Source organism: Streptomyces sp. NPDC016851 (assembly GCF_055562795.1).
In genome coordinates this window covers 1-18,381 of the sequence record NZ_JBVHEP010000001.1, presented here as the reverse complement: position 1 = coordinate 18,381, position 18,381 = coordinate 1, and the positions used below count along the sequence as shown (strand labels likewise).

The 18,381-nt window shown below is 68.1% G+C and carries 16 protein-coding genes; 8 read left to right on the top strand and 8 right to left on the bottom strand.

The annotated features are described in order from the left end of the window. Positions 1-89: 89 nt before the first annotated feature. From ACZ3I3_RS00080 to ACZ3I3_RS00065, 4 genes are all read right to left on the bottom strand, one after another. A complete protein-coding gene (locus tag ACZ3I3_RS00080) occupies positions 90-602 on the bottom strand; it encodes a DUF1720 domain-containing protein (RefSeq protein WP_467361267.1) in 513 nt (170 codons plus the stop codon). Between the two features lie 124 nt (positions 603-726). After that, on the bottom strand, positions 727-1,989 hold the full coding sequence (locus ACZ3I3_RS00075; RefSeq protein ID WP_467361266.1) for an MFS transporter: 1,263 nt from the start codon (positions 1,987-1,989) through the stop codon (positions 727-729). A gap of 89 nt (positions 1,990-2,078) precedes the next feature. Continuing rightward, positions 2,079-3,161, bottom strand: a complete 1,083-nt coding sequence (locus ACZ3I3_RS00070; protein WP_467361264.1) for an inositol-3-phosphate synthase — start codon at positions 3,159-3,161, stop codon at positions 2,079-2,081. Positions 3,162-3,206: 45 nt separating this feature from the next. Then, a complete protein-coding gene (locus tag ACZ3I3_RS00065) occupies positions 3,207-3,881 on the bottom strand; it encodes a PadR family transcriptional regulator (RefSeq protein ID WP_356928074.1) in 675 nt (224 codons plus the stop codon). 417 nt (positions 3,882-4,298) lie between these two features. On the opposite strand from ACZ3I3_RS00065, the gene ACZ3I3_RS00060 reads away from it, so the two are divergent. Then, entirely contained in the window at positions 4,299-6,944 is a 2,646-nt protein-coding gene (locus tag ACZ3I3_RS00060) for a transglycosylase domain-containing protein (RefSeq protein WP_467361263.1), read from the top strand. Between the two features lie 121 nt (positions 6,945-7,065). Next, complete coding sequence (locus ACZ3I3_RS00055) at positions 7,066-8,577, top strand: glycosyltransferase family 87 protein (protein WP_467361955.1); 1,512 nt, start codon at positions 7,066-7,068, stop codon at positions 8,575-8,577. A 98-nt stretch (positions 8,578-8,675) separates the two neighbouring features. On the opposite strand, the gene ACZ3I3_RS00050 is transcribed toward ACZ3I3_RS00055, so the two are convergent. The 3 genes from ACZ3I3_RS00050 to ACZ3I3_RS00040 form a co-directional block, all read right to left on the bottom strand. Next, complete coding sequence (locus tag ACZ3I3_RS00050) at positions 8,676-9,707, bottom strand: alanine racemase (RefSeq protein ID WP_355862010.1); 1,032 nt, start codon at positions 9,705-9,707, stop codon at positions 8,676-8,678. A 115-nt stretch (positions 9,708-9,822) separates the two neighbouring features. After that, positions 9,823-10,944, bottom strand: coding sequence for a peptidoglycan bridge formation glycyltransferase FemX (gene femX, locus ACZ3I3_RS00045; RefSeq protein ID WP_467361262.1), 1,122 nt, complete (start codon positions 10,942-10,944; stop codon positions 9,823-9,825). A gap of 167 nt (positions 10,945-11,111) precedes the next feature. Next, on the bottom strand, positions 11,112-11,429 hold the full coding sequence (locus ACZ3I3_RS00040; RefSeq protein WP_399413538.1) for a hypothetical protein: 318 nt from the start codon (positions 11,427-11,429) through the stop codon (positions 11,112-11,114). 263 nt (positions 11,430-11,692) lie between these two features. Between ACZ3I3_RS00040 and rpsF the strand changes: the two genes are divergently transcribed. From rpsF to rplI, 4 genes are all read left to right on the top strand, one after another. After that, positions 11,693-11,983, top strand: coding sequence for a 30S ribosomal protein S6 (rpsF, locus tag ACZ3I3_RS00035; RefSeq protein WP_190199270.1), 291 nt, complete (start codon positions 11,693-11,695; stop codon positions 11,981-11,983). A gap of 70 nt (positions 11,984-12,053) precedes the next feature. After that, on the top strand, positions 12,054-12,647 hold the full coding sequence (locus ACZ3I3_RS00030) for a single-stranded DNA-binding protein (protein WP_356928078.1): 594 nt from the start codon (positions 12,054-12,056) through the stop codon (positions 12,645-12,647). Positions 12,648-12,691: 44 nt separating this feature from the next. Continuing rightward, a complete protein-coding gene (gene rpsR / locus ACZ3I3_RS00025) occupies positions 12,692-12,928 on the top strand; it encodes a 30S ribosomal protein S18 (RefSeq protein WP_003949403.1) in 237 nt (78 codons plus the stop codon). Positions 12,929-12,946: 18 nt separating this feature from the next. Then, entirely contained in the window at positions 12,947-13,393 is a 447-nt protein-coding gene (gene rplI / locus ACZ3I3_RS00020; RefSeq protein ID WP_467361261.1) for a 50S ribosomal protein L9, read from the top strand. A gap of 121 nt (positions 13,394-13,514) precedes the next feature. Here rplI and ACZ3I3_RS00015 read toward each other — a convergent pair whose 3' ends face one another. Beyond that, entirely contained in the window at positions 13,515-14,852 is a 1,338-nt protein-coding gene (locus tag ACZ3I3_RS00015) for an MATE family efflux transporter (protein ID WP_467361260.1), read from the bottom strand. A 460-nt stretch (positions 14,853-15,312) separates the two neighbouring features. On the opposite strand from ACZ3I3_RS00015, the gene dnaB reads away from it, so the two are divergent. Together dnaB and ACZ3I3_RS00005 are read left to right on the top strand one after the other, a co-directional pair. Then, entirely contained in the window at positions 15,313-16,794 is a 1,482-nt protein-coding gene (dnaB, locus tag ACZ3I3_RS00010; protein WP_467361259.1) for a replicative DNA helicase, read from the top strand. An 81-nt stretch (positions 16,795-16,875) separates the two neighbouring features. Further along, positions 16,876-18,261, top strand: a complete 1,386-nt coding sequence (locus ACZ3I3_RS00005) for a serine hydrolase domain-containing protein (RefSeq protein WP_467361257.1) — start codon at positions 16,876-16,878, stop codon at positions 18,259-18,261. Positions 18,262-18,381 lie beyond the last annotated feature (120 nt).

Here is an 18,381-nt window from a genome sequence, read left to right as displayed (position 1 = left end):
ACGGGGTCATGTTTCACGTGAAACACGACCCCGGAGACGGACCAAGGGGCGGTGTTTCACGTGAAACACCGCCCCTCGCTGTGTCTGCCTTACTTCTTGTCCTTCAGGCAGAGCAGGAAGTCCTTGCCGTCACCGCTCTCGGTGTACGTGTACTGGAAGTCCTTGGCCTCGGCCTCGCACTTGCTCGACGCCAGGGTCTGGGTGAGGTAGGCACCCTCGATCTTGGCCAGCACCACGTACTGAGCCTTCGCATCGCTGCACTCGACGACTTCGAGGTCCGGGTTGTCGTCGTTGGTGCTGCCGCGGTGCATGCAGCTGCCGACGGCCGCCGTCTTGGCGTCGTCCCGGCTCGCTATGTAGCCGCCGATGGCAATGCTCGCCACCGCGATGACGATGGCGATGTTCTTGATGGTCTTGAAGCTGAGCTTGCGGCCGGTCGGCTGCGGCGGAACCGGAGCGTACGGGGCCGCCCCCTGAGGCGGGAAGCCGGGCTGGCCGGGCTGCTGGGGGTAGCCGCCCTGCGGCGGGTACGGGGCCTGCTGGGGCTGACCCGCGGGCTGGCCCTGCGCGAACGGGTTGCCCTGGGGCGGCGGAGTAGTCACTTGGGGGTCCCCCTAGAACATGGTTGAGTGACGCGAACATGTCGCGAGATAAGACCCACGTAAGGTAGCGGTCCCCACTGACACCGCAGTAGCCGGACGTGGCTCTGTGTCATTGATGTGACACTTACTGGCGCTCAAACCGGCCCATAGTCACAGCTACTGCCGCGTAGATAACGGCGATCGTGATCACCAGCGGCACGGATCGGCCGTCCGGCGGCAGCATCAGGGCGGCGACGGCGGCGGCGCCGACGAAAGCGACGTTGAAGAGGACGTCGTAGACCGAGAAGATCCGGCCACGGAAGCCGTCCTCGACGGAGGACTGGACGATCGTGTCCGTGGCGATCTTCGCCCCCTGGGTGGTCAGGCCCAGGAGGAAGGCCGCGGCCAGCAGAGGAGCGGCGGCGAACGGCAGCCCGAGAGCGGGCACCAGCAGCGCCGCGGCCCCCGCGCACACGACGATCCAGCGGCCCGATCCGAGCCGCCCCGCGGTCCAGGGCGTCACCACGGCCGCCGCGAAGAAGCCGGCGCCGGAGATGCCCAACGCCAGTCCCAGCAGGGCGAGTCCGTCGTCCGTGGTCGTGGTGAGCGCGTACCGGCAGAGCATCAGCAGCATCACCAGCAGGGCGCCGTAGCAGAAGCGCATCAGCGACATGGCCATGAGCGCCCAGGCCGCTTCCCGGCGCTGTGGTGCGGCCAAGTGGCGTACGCCCGCCGCCAGATCGCGAGCGGTGCCCGTGAGCGCCGTCCCGATCCGCACGCGTACCGAGTTCCGGTCGGGGCCGAGGAGTTCCCGCGCCATGCTGAGCGACGCCAAGGCGGCGCACAGATACAGCACGGCTCCCACGAGCACCACGGCTGCGTCGGAGTCCGCCACCACCAGGCGGACGGCGAAGGCGAGACCGCCGCCCGCGGTCGCCGCCAGGGTTCCCGCGGTCGGGGAAAGGGAGTTGGCGATGACCAGGCGCTCGGCGTCGACCACGCGGGGCAGGGCGGCGGACAGGCCGGCGAGGACGAAGCGGTTGACGGCGGTGACGCACAGGGCGGAGACGTAGAAGAGCCAGTCCGGAGCGGGACTGAGTATCAGCAGGGCCGTGGCCGAAGCCAGCAGTGCCCGCAGCAGGCTGCCGTACAGCAGGACCTGACGGCGCCGCCAGCGGTCCAGCAGGACACCGGCGAACGGGCCGACGAGGGAGTAGGGGAGCAGCAGCACCGCCATGGCGGAGGCGACCGCGGCCGCCGAGGTCTGCTTCTCGGGCGAGAAGACCACGTACGCGGCGAGCGCGACCTGGTAGACGCCGTCGGCACCCTGGGAGAGCAGGCGCACGCCGAGCAGGCGCCTGAAGCCCTGGAAACGCAACAGGACACGCAGGTCACGGACGACGGCCATGGGGCACAGCCTCACATACGGAGAAGGCCCCCGGGTCGTACGACCCGGGGACCCTCACAGCCCTGGCAGGAGCGACTGGTTGCGGCGCGTCAGCGCTCGACCTCACCCTTGATGAACTTCTCGACGTTCTCGCGGGCCTCGTCGTCGTAGTACTGGACGGGCGGGGACTTCATGAAGTAGCTCGACGCGGAGAGCACGGGGCCGCCGATGCCGCGGTCCTTGGCGATCTTCGCGGCGCGCAGGGCGTCGATGATGACGCCGGCGGAGTTCGGGGAGTCCCAGACCTCGAGCTTGTACTCCAGGTTCAGCGGGACGTCACCGAACGCGCGGCCCTCCAGGCGGACGTACGCCCACTTGCGGTCATCGAGCCAGGCCACGTAGTCGGAGGGGCCGATGTGGACATTGTCGGCGCCCATGTCGCGGTCGCGGATCTGGGAGGTGACGGCCTGCGTCTTGGAGATCTTCTTCGACTCCAGGCGGTCGCGCTCCAGCATGTTCTTGAAGTCCATGTTGCCGCCGACGTTCAGCTGCATCGTGCGGTCCAGGACGACGCCCCGGTCCTCGAACAGCTTCGCCATGACGCGGTGCGTGATGGTGGCGCCGACCTGGGACTTGATGTCGTCGCCGACGATCGGGACGCCCGCCTCGGTGAACTTGTCCGCCCACTCCTTGGTGCCGGCGATGAAGACCGGAAGGGCGTTGACGAAGGCGACCTTGGCGTCGATGGCGCACTGGGCGTAGAACTTCGCCGCGTCCTCGGAGCCGACGGGGAGGTAGCAGACGAGGACGTCGACCTGCTTGTCCTTGAGGACCTGGACGACGTCGGCCGGCTCCTCGGCGGACTCCTCGATGGTCTCTCGGTAGTACTTGCCGAGGCCGTCGAGCGTGTGGCCGCGCTGGACCGTCACACCGGTGCGGGGTACGTCGCAGATCTTGATGGTGTTGTTCTCGGAGGCGCCGATGGCGTCCGCCAGGTCGAGGCCGACCTTCTTGGCGTCCACGTCGAACGCGGCGACGAACTCGACGTCGCGGACGTGGTAGTCGCCGAACTGGACGTGCATCAGGCCCGGCACCTTGGCCGCCGGGTCGGCGTCCTTGTAGTACTCGACTCCCTGCACCAGCGATGCGGCGCAGTTGCCCACACCGACGATGGCTACGCGAACCGAACCCATTCCGGTTGCTCCCTGTGTGTACGAGTGAGGCCCTTCGACGGGCTCTCACGTGGCGGTGTCGTCGGGCGTATCCGGACGGGGGTCGTCCCCGGTCCGGGGCAGGCCGCCCGACGCTCCAGATGTGGTGTCACGCGAACCGGGCTCCCCCGAGGCGGAACCCTTCAGGTCCCGTCCCGCCCGCTCGCTCTCGATGAGCTCGTTCAGCCAGCGCACTTCGCGCTCCACGGACTCCATCCCGTGGCGCTGGAGCTCAAGCGTGTAGTCGTCGAGGCGCTCCCGGGTCCGGGCCAGGGAGAGGCGCATCTTTTCCAGGCGCTCCTCCAGCCGGCTGCGGCGGCCCTCCAGCACGCGCATGCGAACATCGCGTGAGGTTTGCCCGAAGAAGGCGAAACGGGCGGCGAAGGTCTCGTCCTCGTACGCCTCGGGCCCGGTCTGTGAGAGCAGCTGCTCGAAGTGCTCCTTGCCCTCAGCCGTCAACCGGTAGACGATCTTGGCGCGGCGGCCGGTGAGCGGAGCGGCCTCGGTGTCGTTCCCCGGCTCCTCGATCAGCCAGCCGTTGGCGACCAGCGTCTTGAGACAGGGGTACAGCGTCCCGTAGCTGAACGCGCGGAACACACCCAGTGATGTGTTGAGTCGTTTGCGCAGCTCATAGCCATGCATCGGAGATTCGCGGAGCAGGCCGAGTACGGCGAACTCGAGGATCCCGGAACGCCGGCTCATCGTCGCCTCCTCTCTGCCGCGGTACCCGATGTCCCGGGCTGATGTCTCGGACCGATGTGTCGGACCGATGTGTCGCGCTGATGTATCGACTCGATACATCCCGACGATAGAACGGCCTTCCGGATGCGACAAGAGGGGATGCGGTGAACGGGATCACATCACCGATTCGTCGGACGCGAGTTGCCTGATTTGAGGTGAACTTCGGGCCTCGGCCGGTTTTGGCGGTGCGTAGTCTGTGCGCCATGCACATCACCGGGAACCAAGTGACGCCTGAGGGCGTCCTCGTCTTCGGTGTAGTACGGGTGCATGCGGGACCGATGAATGCGGAGCCGACCGCATCCGTACTTCGGGGGGACCGGAAACCAGCCGCCGTTTCCAGGCGCGCAAGGGTGCGCCTGCCCGAGGAGTAGTCGTTCGATGAGCGAGCACCGTCGCAAACCGCCGCAGCCGCAGGGAGGCGGACGTGCCGCGGCCCGACGCGGCCAGTCCGGCTCGTCCCCCGGCCGCCGCGCGGCCCCGCGAGGCGCCACCGGGTCTCCGTCCGACTCCTATGGGTCGGACTCCTACGGCTCGGGGGGTGAGGAGCGTCCGTACGGCGGTCGTGCTGAGGCCCGGCGTGCGGCGCAGAGAAGTACCGGAGGCGGCCGACGCAGAGCGGCCGAACCGGCCCGTGGCGGCCGGCGTGCCGCTCCCGGCAGTCCGGCCGGCCCCGGGAGGGGCAGGGGGCGCGCGGCCGTCGCCTATTCCGACAAGAAGCGCCTGATCGACTATCCGCGGGCCGGAAAGTACGGCTGGCGCCGCTGGATGCCGTCCTGGAAGCTCGTCTCCGGCTTGTGCATCGGCTTCTTCGGCAGCCTGGTGGCCGTGGCGGGTATCGGGTACGCCATGGTCGGCGTACCCAACGAGGAGAACGCGGCGGCGCTGTCGCAGAACAACGTCTACTACTGGGCCGACGGCAGCCAGATGGTCGCGGCGGGCAGTGGTCAGAACCGGCAGAACGTCACGATCGACCGGATCCCCAAAGCCATGCAGTGGGCGGTGATCTCGGCCGAGAACAAGACCTTCTACCAGGACTCCGGCGTCGACCCGATGGGTATCGCCCGCGCCGTGGCCAACATGGCCCGAGGCGGTGACACGCAGGGCGGTTCGACGATCACCCAGCAGTTCGTCAAGAACACCTACCTGAGCCAGGAACAGACGGTCACCCGTAAGTTCAAGGAGATGTTCATCTCCATCAAGGTGGGCACGAAGCTCTCCAAGCCGGAGATCCTCCAGGGCTACCTGAACACTTCGTACTACGGCCGTGGCGCCTACGGCATCCAGGCCGCCGCTCAGGCCTACTACGGCAAGGAAGCGCGGGAACTCAAGCCGAGTGAGTGCGCCTTCCTCGCCGCTCTCCTGAAGGGTCCGACGTACTACGACCCCGCGGGTAACGAGGGCATCGACGAGACGGCGAGCGCCACGGCCAACCGCAAGCGCTCGGAGCTGCGCTGGCGCTGGATCCTCGAGCAGATGCACAACGACAAGAGGATCACCGACGCCGAATACCAGGAGGCGATCAAGAAGTACCCCATGCCGGATGCCCGCAAGGCGTCCAAGGGCATGACCGGGCAGATCGGCTACCTGGCGGACACGGCCAAGAAGTACGTCCTGAACAACTCCAACATCACGGAGAAGCAGTTCGACCAGGGCGGCTACCAGATCAAGACGACCTTCGACAAGGACAAGGTCGAGGCGCTGGCCAAGGCCGTAAAGAAGGTCGAGAAGGAAAAGCTGGATCCGGAGAAGCGTGAGCTGGACAAGCACGTCCAGTTCGGCGCGGCGTCGGTGAAGCCCAAGGACGGCGCGATCGTCGCGCTCTACGGTGGTGCGGGGTACGAGAAGGGCCACTTCAACAACAACGCGGACACCTCGGGTGTCCCCGTCGGTTCGACGTGGAAGCCGTTCGTGCTCGCCGCCGCCATGGAACACGGCACCTACCGGAGCGACGGTCCCCTCTCGCCGATGAGCAAGTACAACGGCAACGACCACCTCAAGGTCAGGAACAACGACGGTTCCTACGTCCTGAAGAAGGACAACACGCCGTTCTTCCAGGAGAACGAGAGCGAGCGCCCCTGGGGCTACATCACCTTGCGCAAGGCGATGGAGCAGTCCGTCAACACCCCGTTCGTGCAGCTCGGCATGGACGTCGGGATGAGGAACGTGCGGGACGTGGCCGAGAAGTCCGGCATCCTGGACGCCAGTTTCGCCACCCTCAACCCGTCGTTCGCGCTCGGTACGTCGACTCCCAGCGCGATTCGCATGGCCGACGCCTACGCGACGTTTGCCGCCGCCGGCAAGCAGGCCGCCCCGTACTCGGTGACCAGCGTCAAGTTCAACGGTCAGGATGTCGAAGGCTTCGACAAGCCGCGCATCACGCAGGCGATGCCTGAGAAGGTTGCCAACAACGTCACGGACACTCTGGAGAACGTCATCCAGAACGGTACGGGTAAGAACGCCCTGGCCCTGGGCCGTACGGCGGCCGGTAAGACCGGTACCACGGACGAGAACAAGTCGGCCTGGTTCGTCGGCTACACGAAGCAGCTGTCGACCTCGGTCGCGATGTTCCGTGAGGATCCCAAGAGCGCCAAGCTGCTCTCCATGAACGGCACGGCGGGTGAGCCGTCCATCCACGGTGGTGACACCCCCACCGAGGTGTGGACCGAGTACATGAAGGCCGCGCTGGATGGCGAGCCCGATCTCGGTTTCCCGGAGGCCGAGAAGATCGGCGAGATCCAGGACGCGGTGGGTGCTCCGACGCCGACCCCGACCCCGAGCATCACGCCCAGCGAAACCCCGTCCTCGTCGCCGAGTATCACGCCCAGCGAGACCCCGACGTCTCCGTCCCCGTCGCCGAGCGACACCTGTGGATTCTTCGGGTGTGAGAACGACGGCGGTACGGAGAACGGCGGAGGTACAGGCGGAGACGTGTCGCCCTCGCCCTCGCCCAGCCTCACGAACGAGAACGGCGGCAACACCAGAGGAAACGGCAACGGCGGCATCTTCGGAGGCCCCGCCGGATAGCCGGCTGATCGCCCGGCATGGGTGTTTCACGTGAAACGCGAAGACGTTTCACGTGAAACACGGGCCGTCGCACCTACCCGGTGCGGCGGCCCTCGGCGTATTGACGGACACGTACGGCAGGATGTGCGGCATGGCCAGTGCAGAATCGACGCAAGCGAGCGTCCACGAGCCGGACCCGGTGCGGCCGACCCAGGAGGACAAGGTCGCCGCGGCCGGCAGCGAGCTGATCGGCGGACCGCTCGGGCGGCGTGCTGTGCTCGGGGCGTCCTGGTGGACTCCCGTACGGGTGATCGCGCTGGTGGCGATCGGCATGTTCGCCCTCGGTCTGGTCCAGAAGGCGCCCTGCTACAACGGCGCCTGGTTTGTCGGTGCCAGCTCCCAGTACACGCACGCGTGCTACTCGGACATCCCGCACCTCTACCAGGGGCGTGGCTTCGCCGACGGACTCGTGCCGTACTTCGACAAGCTCCCCGGCGACATGCAGTACCTGGAGTACCCGGTGCTCACCGGTGTCTTCATGGAGGTCGCCTCCTGGCTCACGCCCGGCAGCGGCACGATCCAGGACCAGGAGCAGTGGTACTGGATGGTCAACGCCGGGATGCTGATGGCCTGCGCGTCGGTCATCGCCGTCTGTGTGACGCGCACCCATGCCCGGCGTCCCTGGGACGGCCTGCTGGTCGCCCTGGCGCCAGCCTTCGCCCTGACGGCGACCATCAACTGGGACCTGCTGGCGGTCGCCCTGACGGCCGCGGCGATGCTGATGTGGTCGCGCGGCCGCTCCCTCGCCTTCGGCGTCCTCCTGGGGCTCGCCACGGCCGCCAAGCTCTATCCCTTCCTGATCCTCGGGCCGCTGCTGGTGCTCTGCTGGCGGGCGGGCAAGTGGCGTGAGTTCGGGACGGCTCTGGGCGGCGCGGTCGTCGCCTGGGTCGTCGTGAACGGGCCGGTGATGCTCTTCGCGTTCGAGGGCTGGTCGAAGTTCTACACGTTCAGCCAGGAACGGGGGGTCGACTTCGGCTCCTTCTGGCTGATCATGGCGCAGAATTCGGACGACCCGCTCAGCACCGACACCGTCAACACGCTCGCCACGCTGCTGATGCTGGTGTGCTGCGCGGGAGTCGCCGTGCTCGCGCTGACCGCACCGCGCCGCCCGCGGCTCGCCCAGCTGGCCTTCCTGATCGTCGCGGCGTTCATCCTCACCAACAAGGTTTACTCGCCGCAGTACGTCCTGTGGCTGGTGCCCCTGGCCGTCCTGGCCCGGCCCAAGTGGCGGGACTTCCTGATCTGGCAGGCCTGCGAGGTGGCGTACTTCCTGGGGATCTGGCTCTACCTCGCGTACACGACCAGCGGAGACGCCCACAAGGGGCTGCCCACCGACGGCTACCACTGGGCCATCGGCCTGCACCTGCTGGGCACGCTGTACCTGTGCGTCATGATCGTGCGCGACATCTTCCTGCCGGAGCGCGATCCCGTTCGCCGGTCCGGGGACGACGATCCCTCGGGCGGAGTGCTCGACGGAGCGAAGGACGTCTTCGTCCTCGGTCCCGCGGCACGTCCCGCCCGGCACGCGGCCGCTCAGTTCGACGGGCCGCAGGTCGAGTGGGGCAGGCACGGCGCAACGGGCGGTTCGCTCTGATCGAACCCCGCGAAGGCCGTACAAACGATGAGAAGGCCGTACACGGTTTCCCGTGTACGGCCTTCTCGCTGTGCTGGGCCCGTCGGTGCGGGTGCCGGTCAGCGATCCACGATCCGGTCGAACTGCGTGGTGGTGTGCCGTAGATGGGCCACGAGCTCCTCGCCGACCTTCGGCTCCGGCGCGTCCGCGGGCACGAACAGGATCGAGACCTGCATGTGCGGCGGTTCGGCGAACCAGCGCTGCTTGCCGCCCCAGACGAACGGAGAAAGGTTCCGGTTGACCGTCGCGAGGCCGGCCCGGGCGACGCCCTTGGCACGCGGCATGACGCCGTGCAGCGCCTTGGGGGCCTCCAGGCCCACCCCGTGCGACGTACCACCCGCCACGACCACCAGGAAGCCGTCGGAGGCCGCCTTCTGCTGCCGGTAGCCGAAGCGCTCGCCCTTGGCCACCCGCGTGACGTCCAAGACCGCGCCGCGATACTCGGTGGCCTCGTGGTCCCCCAGCCAGAGCCGCGTGCCGATGCGGGCACGGAACCGGGTCTGCGGGAACTGCTGCTGGAGCCGGATGAGTTCCTCGGCCTTGAGGTGGCTGACGAACATGGTGTGCAGAGGCAGCCGGGCGGCGCGCAGCCGGTCCATCCAGCCGATGACTTCCTCGACCGCGTCCGAGCCGTCGGTGCGGTCCAGCGGCAGGTGGATCGCGAAGCCTTCCAGGCGAACGTTCTCGATGGCGGCGTGCAACTGGGCCAGATCCTGCTCGCCGATGCCGTGCCGCTTCATCGAGGACATCACCTCGATCACCACACGGGCACCGACCAGGCCGTACACGCCGTCTATCGACGAGACCGAGCGGATGACCCGGTCCGGCAGGGGCACGGGCTCCTCGCCGCGCCGGTACGGCGTCAGCACCAGCAGGTCACCGCCGAACCAGTCCTTGATCCGGGCGGCCTCGTACGTCGTGCCGACGGCGAGGACGTCCGAGCCCAGCCGTGTGGCCTCCTCCGCCAGCCGCTCGTGCCCGAAGCCGTAGCCGTTGCCCTTGCAGACCGGCACGAGGCCGGGGAACTGCTCCTGCACGTGCTTGTGGTGCGCCCGCCAGCGCGCGGTGTCGACGTAGAGCGTGAGCGCCATGGCCGGACCTGGAACCTTTCTCGCGGTTGCCGTGAATCAGTGGTTGCCGTGTGTCGAGGGTGCCGTGTGTCAGAGAGTGCCGCGTGTCAGAGGTATAGAAGCACTGAACGTGACATCAGCGGCGCGACATGTAGATGTCGAGCGCCTTGTGCAGCAGCTTGTTCAGCGGGAAGTCCCACTCGCCGAGGTACTCGGCGGCCTGGCCGCCCGTGCCCACCTTGAACTGGATCAGACCGAAGAGGTGGTCGGTCTCGTCCAGCGAGTCGGAGATGCCACGCAGGTCGTAGACGGTGGCGCCGAGCGCGTAGGCGTCGCGCAGCATCCGCCACTGCATCGCGTTCGAGGGCCGGACCTCACGGCCGATGTTGTCGGAGGCGCCGTAGGAGTACCAGACGTGTCCGCCGACGATCAGCATCGTCGCCGCCGACAGGTTCACGCCGTTGTGCCGGGCGAAGTACAGCCGCATGCGGTTGGGGTCCTCGGTGTTGAGGGCCGTCCACATGCGCTGGAAGTACGACAGCGGGCGCGGCCGGAAGTGGTCGCGCACGGCCGTGATCTCGTACAGCCGCTGCCATTCCTCGAGGTCCTGGTAGCCGCCCTGGACCACCTCGACGCCGGCCTTCTCGGCCTTCTTGATGTTGCGGCGCCACAGCTGGTTGAAGTTCTTGTGGACCTCTTCCAGGGAGCGGTTGGCCAGCGGCACCTGGTAGACGTAGCGGGGCTGGACGTCGCCGAAGCCGGCGCCGCCGTCCTCGCCCTGCTGCCACCCCATGCGGCGCAGTTTGTCGGCGACCTCGAAGGCGCGCGGCTCGATGTGGTCGGCCTCGATGTCGCGCAGGCGCTTGACGTCCGGGTTCTGGATGCCTGCCTTGATGGAGGTGGCCTCCCAGCGCCGGATGATCACCGGCGGGCCCATCTTCACGGAGAAGGCGCCCTGCTGCTTGAGATGCGCCAGCATCGGCTCGATCCAGTCCTGCAGATTCGGCGCGAACCAGTTGATGACCGGGCCCTCGGGCAGGTAGGCGAGGTAGCGCTTGATCTTGGGAAGCTGCCGGTAGAGGACCAGGCCGGCACCGACCAGCTCGCCCGTCCTGTCGTCGAACCACCCGAGGTTCTCGGAGCGCCACTCCGCCTTGACGTCAGCCCAGGCCGGGACCTGCATGTGGCTCGCCGACGGCAGGCTCTGGATGTAGGCCAGATGCTGCTCTCGACTGATGGTCCTCAGGGTCAGGCTCATTTCGGGGCGCTCCTCGGGCTGGTGTGTCCCCATGGGGTCAGGGGCTCCGGCTCTCGCGCGAAGCCTACTGCGCCTTGGATGCGCGCCGGTTGGGCGTACGGCACCTTCGCCCCGGCCTGTGAGCGGCCGGGGCGTCACCCGGTGTTCAGGAGGGGATGTCCCTGGCGTCAGTCGATGAGACCGCCGAAGAGACCGCCATGCGCCATACCCAGGAAGAAGCCGACACCCGCGGCACCGAGGCCGAGGATCAGGCCGAAGCGCTCCCTGGTCGTCTCCGAGACCCACTGGCCGTACGCACCGGTGATGATGCCCACCAGGCCGGTCCAGGAGCTCAGCAGATGCAGGTCCTCGTCGACGAGGGCCGTGATGAACGACGTGATGCCCAGCACCAGGGTCACCGCGAGCAGGGCGTCCTGGAGGGGGTGGGGCTTGCCGTCCGTGGCGAAGAGGCCGCCGGCGGTGTTGGGTCGCAATGCCTGTGCCATAGGGCACCTCCTGCGAAAGTCGGCGCATCGTAGCGCCATACACACCCGATGTGTACAGATTGGCTGCCCTCGCGGCCGGATTTCAACCGGAAGCCACTGTGCGGGTAGTCTGTACTGTCCGCACCGGTGTCTGCCCATGTCACGACGGGGGCTTCTCGACAGAACCCCCGACTGTCAGTGGTGGCCGATACCGTTGCTACGCATCACAACCCTCCTGCCACGGAACGACCGTGGCCGCTGAGTCCAAAGGAGGTGGGTTCCACATGCGTCACTACGAGGTGATGGTCATCCTCGACCCCGACGTCGAGGAGCGCGCTGTCTCCCCGCTGATCGAGAACTTCCTCTCTGTCGTCCGTGACGGCGGCGGAAAGGTCGAGAAGATCGACACCTGGGGCCGTCGTCGTCTCGCGTACGAGATCAAGAAGAAGCCCGAGGGCATCTACTCGGTCATCGACCTGCAGGCCGAGCCTGCGGTCGTCAAGGAGCTCGACCGCCAGATGAACCTGAACGAGTCGGTCCTCCGGACCAAGGTCCTCCGTCCCGAGATGCACTGAGCTTCCACGCTCAGCTGATCCCGGGATTCGAGTAGCAAGCAGCCAGAGCAAACCCGCCGAGAGGTTCCCCATGGCAGGCGAGACCGTCATCACGGTGGTCGGCAATCTTGTCGACGACCCCGAGCTGCGCTTCACCCCCTCCGGTGCGGCCGTCGCGAAGTTCCGTGTCGCGTCCACTCCCCGCACCTTCGACCGCCAGACGAACGAGTGGAAGGACGGCGAGAGCCTGTTCCTGACCTGCTCGGTCTGGCGTCAGGCGGCGGAGAACGTCGCCGAGTCGCTCCAGCGAGGCATGCGCGTCATCGTGCAGGGCCGGCTGAAGCAGCGGTCCTACGAGGACCGTGAGGGCGTCAAGCGCACGGTCTACGAGCTGGACGTCGAGGAAGTCGGCGCCAGCCTGCGCAACGCCACGGCCAAGGTCACCAAGACCACCGGCCGCGGTGGCCAGGGCGGCTACGGCGGCGGTGGCGGCGGCGGCCAGGGTGGCGGCGGCTGGGGCGGCGGCCCCGGTGGCGGCCAGCAGGGCGGCGGCGCTCCCGCCGACGACCCGTGGGCGACCGGCGCTCCCGCCGGTGGCAACCAGGGCGCCGGTGGCGGCTGGGGCGGTGGCTCCGGCGGCACCGGTGGCGGTGGCGGCGGCTACTCGGACGAGCCCCCCTTCTAGGGCGGGTTCGTACCCCAACTTCTTGATCACACAGGAGATACACCATGGCGAAGCCGCCTGTGCGCAAGCCGAAGAAGAAGGTCTGCGCATTCTGCAAGGACAAGGTCACGTACGTGGACTACAAGGACACGAACATGCTGCGGAAGTTCATTTCCGACCGCGGCAAGATCCGTGCCCGCCGCGTGACCGGCAACTGCACGCAGCACCAGCGTGACGTCGCCACGGCCGTGAAGAACAGCCGTGAGATGGCGCTGCTGCCCTACACCTCCACCGCGCGATAAGGGAAGGGTGACCGACACATGAAGATCATCCTCACCCACGAGGTCTCCGGCCTCGGTGCCGCGGGCGACGTCGTCGACGTCAAGGACGGTTACGCTCGCAACTACCTGATCCCGCGGAAGTTCGCTATCCGCTGGACCAAGGGTGGCGAGAAGGACGTCGAGCAGATCCGTCGTGCTCGCAAGATCCACGAGATCCAGACCATCGAGCAGGCCAACCAGGTGAAGGCCCAGCTCGAGGGCGTCAAGGTCCGCCTGGCTGTCCGCTCCGGCGACGCCGGTCGTCTCTTCGGTTCCGTCACCCCGGCCGACATCGCTTCCGCGATCAAGGCTTCCGGTGGCCCCGAGGTCGACAAGCGCCGCATCGAGCTGGGCTCGCCGATCAAGACGCTGGGCGCTCACGAGACGTCCGTGCGTCTGCACCCCGAGGTTGCCGCCAAGGTCAACATCGAGGTCATCGCGGCCTGAGTGCCGCGCTCGCTGATGCAGTGAGCGATGGGGCCGCACCCTTCGGGGTGCGGCCCCATCGTCGTTTCACGTGAAACACGGTGTTTCACGTGAAACAGTCAGCGCGGACCCAGCCCGGCGGTCAGCGGGTCGCGCCCGTCACGATCCAACGGCCCGAGCGGGTGCGGAGCCACAGCGTCAGCATTCGCACGGTCATCATCAGCGTCATGGTGGCCCAGAGGGCGGTGAGCCCTCCGCCGAGTACCGGCACCAGCAGGGCGACAGGGGTGAACACCGCCAGAGTGATCAGCATCGCCCAGGCCAGGTAGGGGCCGTCACCGGCGCCCATCAGGACCCCGTCCAGGACGAAGACGATCCCGGAGATCGGCTGCGAGAGGGCGACGATGAGCAGGGCGGGCAGCGCCGCGTCCTTGACCGCCGAGTCACTGGTGAACAGGGGCAGGAATGCCGGTCGGGTGATGACGACCAGGATGCCGAGGACGACCCCGACGGCGATCCCCCACTCGACCATGCGACGGCATGCCTCGCGGGCCCCTTGTGCGTCACCGGCTCCGAGATAGCGGCCGATGATGGCCTGCCCCGCGATGGCGATGGCGTCGAGGGCGAAGGCGAGCAGGCTCCACAGGGACAGGATGATCTGGTGTGCGGCGATGTCGGCATCCCCGAGACGGGCGGCGACCGCCGTGGCGATCATCAGAATCGCCCGCAGGGAGAGCGTACGAACCAGCAGCGGCACACCGGCCTGTGCGGAGGCCCTGATCCCGGCGGCGTCCGGGCGCAGCGAGGCGCCGTGCTTGCGTGCCCCGCGCAGGACCACGGCGAGGTAGACCACGGCCATGCCCCACTGGGCGATGACGGTGCCCCAGGCGGAGCCGGCGATCCCCAGGTCGGCGCCGTAGACGAGCCCCGCGTTGAGGGCGCCGTTGGCGACGAAGCCGGCGACGGCCACATAGAGAGGGGTCTTGGTGTCCTGCAGACCGCGAAGGACGCCGGTCGCGGCGAGGACGACGAGCATGGCCGGTATGCCGAGCGCGGAGATGCGCAGATAGGTGGTCGCGTAGGGAGCCGCCGCGTCCGAAGCGCCGAAGAGTTCGACGACGCCGGACGCTGTCGGCAGGGCGACGGCGACGACGGCAGCACCGAGGAGCAGGGCCAGCCAGATGCCGTCCATGCCCTGGCGGATGGCGGCCTGAAGATCGCCCGCGCCGACGCGACGGGCGACCGCCGCTGTCGTGGCGTAGGCGAGGAAGACGAAGACACTGACGGCGGTCATCAACAGGGCCGAGGCGACGCCGAGGCCGGCGAGTTGGGCGGTGCCCAGATGGCCCACGATGGCGGTGTCGGCCATGAGGAAGAGGGGCTCGGCGACGAGGGAGCCGAAGGCCGGCACGGCCAGAGCGACGATCTCTCGGTCGTGCTGTCTCCGGCCGGTACTGCGGCGCGCGGGGGCCTGTGTCATGTGCACCAATCTAATCGTCCACAGGTAAGAGATGCAACGGCCTTGCGTCCCTTACTTTCCGTCCGGAGGTGCGCACTGCTGTGCACTGTTCGAAGCGATCTTGCACCGGTTGGGGAAGTTTTTCTTCTGCACAGCCGGTGGACGGCAAAGCCGCAGGTCAGAGCCCTCTCTTCTAAGGAAGTCGAAGCTTGTTCACAGGCCTGTCCACCGGGTCGTGCACAGGTTTTGAGGAGTTCTCCACAGCATCTGGGCCGTCGTCCACATGGCCTGTGGATAACCAGATTGGCTGACGGTGCCGACAGGCCTAACGTGGTCCGGCGCCCACTCCGTCTGCCGGTTTTCAAAACGTCACAAAACCGGCGTTGGCCAACCGGAGTTGGGCGTCTCATTTGTCAGTGCCGTGCCGTAGAAATGAGGGGCACGGCGAGGTCTGCTGCGGCGGACGGGAGGAGGTGGCTCGGTGAGCATTTCCGAGCCCTTGGACGACCCGTGGGCCGACAGCGGTCCCAGTGATCGTCTGCCCGCCTCCCGCCGACGTGGCGAAGGATCCCGCGGCCGCGACGAGCAACACGAGCGCGGCAGGGACAACGGGGCCTGGGACGGCGGTGCCGCCCCGGCGTTCGAGCGGGTACCGCCGCAGGACATCGAGGCCGAGCAGTCCGTCCTGGGCGGCATGCTGCTGTCCAAGGACGCCATCGCCGACGTCGTCGAGATCCTCAAGGGCCACGATTTCTACAAGCCGGCCCACGAGACGATCTACCAGGCCGTCCTCGACGTCTACGCCAAGGGCGAGCCGGCCGACCCCATCACGATCGCGGCCGAGCTCACCAAGCGCGGCGAGATCAACAAGGTCGGCGGGGCGTCGTATCTGCACACCCTCGTCCAGACGGTGCCCACGGCCGCCAACGCCGCCTACTACGCGGAGATCGTCCACGAGCGAGCGGTGCTGCGCCGCCTGGTCGAGGCGGGTACGCGCATCACGCAGATGGGATACGCGGCCGACGACGACGTCGACGAGATCGTCAACCGCGCCCAGGCCGAGGTCTACGCGGTCACCGAGCAGCGCACCAGCGAGGACTATCTGCCGCTCGGCGACATCATGGAGGGCGCGCTCGACGAGATCGAGGCGATCGGCTCGCGCAGCGGCGAGATGACCGGCGTGCCCACGGGGTTCACGGACTTCGACTCGCTCACCAACGGGCTGCACCCGGGCCAGATGATCGTCATCGCCGCGCGTCCCGCCATGGGTAAGTCGACGCTCGCGCTGGACTTCGCGCGGGCGGCCTCGATCAAGAACAACCTGCCGAGCGTGATCTTCTCGCTCGAAATGGGACGCAACGAGATCGCGATGCGTCTGCTGTCCGCCGAGGCGCGGGTCGCCCTGCACCACATGCGGTCCGGCACGATGACGGACGAGGACTGGACGCGCCTGGCCCGGCGGATGCCGGACGTCTCGGCGGCCCCTCTCTACATCGACGACTCCCCGAACCTGTCGATGATGGAGATCCGCGCCAAGTGCCGCCGCCTCAAGCAGCGCAACGACCTCCGGCTGGTGGTCATCGACTACCTCCAGCTGATGCAGTCCGGGGGATCCAAGCGTGCCGAGAGCCGTCAGCAGGAGGTCTCGGACATGTCCCGTAATCTCAAGCTGCTGGCCAAGGAGTTGGAGATCCCGGTCATCGCGCTCTCGCAGCTGAACCGTGGTCCCGAGCAGCGCACGGACAAGAAGCCGATGGTCTCCGACCTGCGTGAGTCCGGTTCCATCGAGCAGGACGCCGACATGGTCATCCTGCTGCACCGTGAGGACGCCTACGAGAAGGAGTCGCCGCGCGCGGGCGAGGCCGACCTGATCGTGGCCAAGCACCGAAACGGCCCGACGGCGACGATCACGGTCGCCTTCCAGGGGCACTACTCGCGGTTCGTGGACATGGCGCAGACCTGATCCGGTGCCTGCCCGGACCCGATCAGGTCCAGGCGGCGAAATAAGGTCGACTCGCCGGGCCGGGCCAGGTGGACTGGGGCCATGACGACACCTCAGGAAGAGCTGCTTCCCGCCACGCGCCGTGCGCTGCTGCACCGGATCGCCGTGGCACAGGCCGAGGGACGGGCGCCGTCGCTGGTCGCCGCCGTCGTCCGGGACGGGCGCGCGGTGTGGCACGGCGCCCGGACATCGGTGGCCGGTCAAGAGCCCGACGAGCACGTCCAGTACCGCATCGGCTCGATCACCAAGACCTTCACCGCCGTTCTGGTGATGCGTCTGCGGGACGAGGGGCTGCTCGGGCTCGGGGATCCGCTGGAGAAGTACGTGCCGGGTACCGGCGCGGGTGAGGCCACGATCGCCGAACTGCTCGCGCACACGGGCGGGTTGGCGGCCGAGTCGCCCGGGCCGTGGTGGGAGCGCACGCCCGGATCCCTGCGGCCGGAACTGTCTGACGTGCTCGGCGAGCAACCTCTTCTGCACCCCGTCGGCCGACGGCACCACTACTCGAACCCCGGCTACACACTGCTGGGCGCGCTCGTGGAGGAGCTGCGGGGGATCTCTTGGGAGGAGGCACTACGGCGTGAAGTGCTCGAACCACTGGGGCTCCACCGGACCGGTGTGCGACCCGAGTCCCCGCACGCGGGGGGCTGGGCCGTGCACCCCTGGGCCGACGTGCTGCTGCCCGAGCCCGCCGAGGACCTCGGCCGTATGGCATCCGCCGGTCAACTCTGGTCGACCACGGCAGATCTGGCCCGGTTCGCGGCCTTCCTGGTGAGGGGCGACGAGAGGGTGCTGAGCGCCGAGTCCCTCCGGGAGATGCGGACTCCGGCGGCGCCGCCGGAAGCTGCGGACGTGACGTCCGGTGACGCCTACGGCCTCGGCATGCAGGTGCAGAGCCGCCACGGCCGGCTGCTCGTGGGACACAGCGGGTCCCTCCCGGGATTCCTGGCGAGTGTGAGCATCAGCGTGGAGGACGACGTAGCGGCGGTCGTGCTGGCCAACTGCACCTCGGGCCCTCTGGTGTCCGGCGTCTGCGCCGATCTCGTCCGTATCGTCGCCGAGGCGGAGCCGCGCATCCCCGCTCCGTGGAGGCCACTGCGTGAGGTCGAGCCGTCGATGCTGGAGCTGACGGGGCAGTGGTACTGGGGGACATACCCCTTCGCTCTGCGGCTCACGGCCGACGGGCTCGCCTCGCTGGAGCCGCTGTCCGGCAACGGGCGCCGCTCGCGGTTCCGCCCGAACGGCGACGGTACCTGGACCGGGCTGGAGGGCTACTACGCGGGAGAGCTGCTGAAGGCCGTACGGCGGCCGGACGGCTCCGTGAGCCACCTGGACCTCGGCTCGTTCGTGTTCACGCGGCAGCCGTACGACGAGGCGGCCCCGGTGCCGGGTGGGGTCGACCCCGAGGGGTGGCGTGGCATCGGATAGGCGGTGACACGGGTGGGGGGGGGGGTTTTGGTGTAAAAAGGCGCCCCCCCCCCCGGGGGGGAACCCGGGGGGGGTTTTCCGGGGGGGGTGGGGGGGTTGCCCGCCGCGAGCATGGGGAGG